Source organism: Aeromonas sp. QDB14 (assembly GCF_027707845.1).
Taxonomy (GTDB): domain Bacteria; phylum Pseudomonadota; class Gammaproteobacteria; order Enterobacterales; family Aeromonadaceae; genus Aeromonas; species Aeromonas caviae.
Genome location: NZ_JAPCJD010000153.1, coordinates 1 through 2,860 on the forward strand (window position 1 = coordinate 1; position 2,860 = coordinate 2,860).

Below are 2,860 nucleotides of genomic sequence, written 5' to 3' on the forward strand. Positions count from 1 at the left end.
CGACACTTCTTGGGGTTGTATGGTTAAGTGACTAAGCGTACATGGTGGATGCCTTGGCAGTCAGAGGCGATGAAGGACGTACTAACCTGCGATAAGCCGTGAGCAGTCGGTAAGAGACATTACGACTCACGGATTTCCGAATGGGGAAACCCACTTAGCATAAGCTAGGTATCGCTACGTGAATACATAGCGTAGCGAGGCGAACCGGGAGAACTGAAACATCTAAGTACCCCGAGGAAAAGAAATCAACCGAGATTCCCTCAGTAGCGGCGAGCGAACGGGGATTAGCCCTTAAGCATCTTGGAAGTTAGTGGAACGGTCCTGGAAAGGCCGGCGATACAGGGTGATAGCCCCGTACACGAAAACAACCTTGATGTGAAATCGAGTAGGGCGGGACACGTGACATCCTGTCTGAATATGGGGGGACCATCCTCCAAGGCTAAATACTCCTGACTGACCGATAGTGAACCAGTACCGTGAGGGAAAGGCGAAAAGAACCCCTGTGAGGGGAGTGAAATAGAACCTGAAACCGTGTACGTACAAGCAGTGGGAGCCCTTCGGGGTGACTGCGTACCTTTTGTATAATGGGTCAGCGACTTACATTTTGTAGCGAGGTTAACCGTATAGGGGAGCCGTAGGGAAACCGAGTCTTAACTGGGCGTCTAGTTGCAAGGTGTAGACCCGAAACCGGGTGATCTAGCCATGGGCAGGTTGAAGGTTGAGTAACATCAACTGGAGGACCGAACCCACTAACGTTGCAAAGTTAGGGGATGACCTGTGGCTGGGGGTGAAAGGCCAATCAAACTCGGAGATAGCTGGTTCTCCCCGAAAGCTATTTAGGTAGCGCCTCGGACGAATACTACTGGGGGTAGAGCACTGTTTGGGCTAGGGGGTCATCCCGACTTACCAACCCCATGCAAACTCCGAATACCAGTAAGTACTATCCGGGAGACACACGGCGGGTGCTAACGTCCGTCGTGAAGAGGGAAACAACCCAGACCGCCGGCTAAGGTCCCAAAGTTCTGGTTAAGTGGGAAACGATGTGGGAAGGCTCAGACAGCTAGGATGTTGGCTTAGAAGCAGCCATCATTTAAAGAAAGCGTAATAGCTCACTAGTCGAGTCGGCCTGCGCGGAAGATGTAACGGGGCTCAAACCAGGCACCGAAGCCGCGGATTCACACTAAGTGTGAGTGGTAGGGGAGCGTTCTGTAAGTCTGCGAAGGTGTGTCGAGAGGCATGCTGGAGATATCAGAAGTGCGAATGCTGACGTAAGTAACGATAAAGGGGGTGAAAAGCCTCCTCGCCGGAAGACCAAGGGTTCCTGTCCAACGTTAATCGGGGCAGGGTGAGTCGACCCCTAAGGTGAGGCCGAAAGGCGTAATCGATGGGAAGCAGGTTAATATTCCTGCACGACTTGTAATTGCGATGGGGGGACGGAGAAGGCTAGGTGGGCCAGGCGACGGTTGTCCTGGTGAAAGTGCGTAGGTGGTGTTTCTAGGCAAATCCGGAGACACAACACTGAGACACGAGACGAACGCACCACGGTGCGGAAGCCATTGATGCCCTGCTTCCAGGAAAAGCCTCTAAGCTTCAGATTACAAGTCATCGTACCCCAAACCGACACAGGTGGTCGGGTAGAGAATACCAAGGCGCTTGAGAGAACTCGGGTGAAGGAACTAGGCAAAATAGAACCGTAACTTCGGGAGAAGGTTCGCTCTTGATGGTGAAGTCCCTTGCGGATGGAGCTGTCGGGAGTCGCAGTGACCAGATGGCTGGGACTGTTTATCAAAAACACAGCACTCTGCAAACACGAAAGTGGACGTATAGGGTGTGACACCTGCCCGGTGCCGGAAGGTTAATTGATGGGGTTAGCGCAAGCGAAGCTCTTGATCGAAGCCCCGGTAAACGGCGGCCGTAACTATAACGGTCCTAAGGTAGCGAAATTCCTTGTCGGGTAAGTTCCGACCTGCACGAATGGTGTAACCATGGCCATGCTGTCTCCACCCGAGACTCAGTGAAATCGAATTCGCCGTGAAGATGCGGTGTACCCGCGGCTAGACGGAAAGACCCCGTGAACCTTTACTACAGCTTGGCACTGAACATTGAACCTACATGTGTAGGATAGGTGGGAGGCTTTGAAGGCGTGACGCCAGTTGCGCTGGAGCCGTCCTTGAAATACCACCCTTGTATGTTTGATGTTCTAACGCAGGGCCCTGAATCGGGCTCGCGGACAGTGCCTGGTGGGTAGTTTGACTGGGGCGGTCTCCTCCCAAAGAGTAACGGAGGAGCACGAAGGTTGGCTAATCCTGGTCGGACATCAGGAGGTTAGTGCAATGGCATAAGCCAGCTTAACTGCGAGACGGACAGGTCGAGCAGGTACGAAAGTAGGTCATAGTGATCCGGTGGTTCTGAATGGAAGGGCCATCGCTCAACGGATAAAAGGTACTCCGGGGATAACAGGCTGATACCGCCCAAGAGTTCATATCGACGGCGGTGTTTGGCACCTCGATGTCGGCTCATCACATCCTGGGGCTGAAGTCGGTCCCAAGGGTATGGCTGTTCGCCATTTAAAGTGGTACGCGAGCTGGGTTCAGAACGTCGTGAGACAGTTCGGTCCCTATCTGCCGTGGGCGTTGGATGATTGAAGGGAGTTGCTCCTAGTACGAGAGGACCGGAGTGAACGAACCTCTGGTGTTCGGGTTGTCACGCCAGTGGCACTGCCCGGTAGCTAAGTTCGGAATCGATAACCGCTGAAAGCATCTAAGCGGGAAGCGAGCCCTGAGATGAGTCATCCCTGACCCCTTGAGGGTCCTAAAGGGCCGTTGGAGACCACAACGTTGATAGGTGGGGTGTGTAAGCG

At 53.6% G+C, this 2,860-nt stretch carries 1 rRNA gene; it reads left to right on the forward strand.

The window, feature by feature from the left end:
* Positions 1 to 21: 21 nt before the first annotated feature.
* Positions 22 to 2,860 (forward strand): 23S ribosomal RNA (locus PG887_RS22050); the annotation flags it as partial.